The sequence below is a fragment of the Rhodoblastus sp. 17X3 genome, from assembly GCF_030056575.1.
GTDB lineage: Bacteria > Pseudomonadota > Alphaproteobacteria > Rhizobiales > Beijerinckiaceae > Rhodoblastus.
This window is the reverse complement of record NZ_JASHHX010000063.1, coordinates 1-744: the sequence shown is the minus strand read 5'-3', so window position 1 is coordinate 744 and position 744 is coordinate 1. Positions and strand designations below refer to the sequence as shown.

Sequence of the window (744 nt, the reverse complement as noted above, 5' to 3'; positions counted from 1 at the left end):
GCTACACTCCAACACAGTCTGACGCCAAGGCCCTGGGTCTTTTTTGGCGCGCCGTAGTCCCTGTCGATTGATCGTCTTTCTCGCGTCCTCGGATTTTCTTGCGCGAGGCAAGTCACGGCGCGCCGGCTTTTCGGACGCCGCGCCGGTCGAGCAACCCAGTTACCAATTAGACTTGATCAGCGGCCGCCGCTTCGCTTGCACTTTTCGCGGAAGGTCTTCCGCGCCTTGCCATGCAGGCCCTGTGCGTCAGCCTGCTGCGAGCAGCTCTTCGACACCGCCTGCTTGTTCGCATCTCCGTCCGCGCGCGGGGCGGCGGCGGGCGGGGCGGCGGGCCGGGGATTAACCGCGCCGCCGACCGGCGCGCCCGGGGCCGGCCGATAGACTCCGGCGCCGGCGCCTGCCGGAATGTTGGCCTGAGCGAAAGCCGCGCCGGCCAGCAAGGTCAGAACCCCGGCGAGGGGAAAAATTCGATTCAATTTCATTTTTTTGCTCCATCGTTAAACAGAATTCGGCGCCCCGCGCACGGGATGTCGATGGGCGAGGCGCCGCTCGCTGGCTCAGAAACGAACGCCGGCAGAGAAGTTCACGAATTGACGATCCGAAGTATTGTCATATGTGGCGACCTGAAGCGCCGGGGCCCACACGACTTCGGCAAAATATTTCTTGCCATATTCGGCCCTGACCCGGAGCGGCATCACAGTGCGGCCCTGATTGAAGACGCCGTCATAGGACCAGCCGCTGAGG

General features: G+C 63.6%; 2 protein-coding genes. Both read right to left on the bottom strand.

Features of this window, described 5'->3' with window-relative positions; translation table 11 throughout:
- Window positions 1-176: 176 nt before the first annotated feature.
- A complete protein-coding gene (locus QM467_RS19785) occupies window positions 177-482 on the bottom strand; it encodes a PsiF family protein (RefSeq protein ID WP_283368049.1) in 306 nt (101 codons plus the stop codon).
- Between the two features lie 75 nt (window positions 483-557).
- Window positions 558-744, bottom strand: a 187-nt coding sequence (locus tag QM467_RS19780) for a DUF1302 family protein (RefSeq protein ID WP_283368048.1), incomplete at its 5' end; no start/stop codon positions are given.

Excerpts from the sequence above, each read along its gene's own strand:
- QM467_RS19785 (WP_283368049.1), bottom strand. The coding sequence starts at position 482 with ATGAAATTGAATCGAATTTTTCCCCTCGCCGGGGTTCTGACCTTGCTG.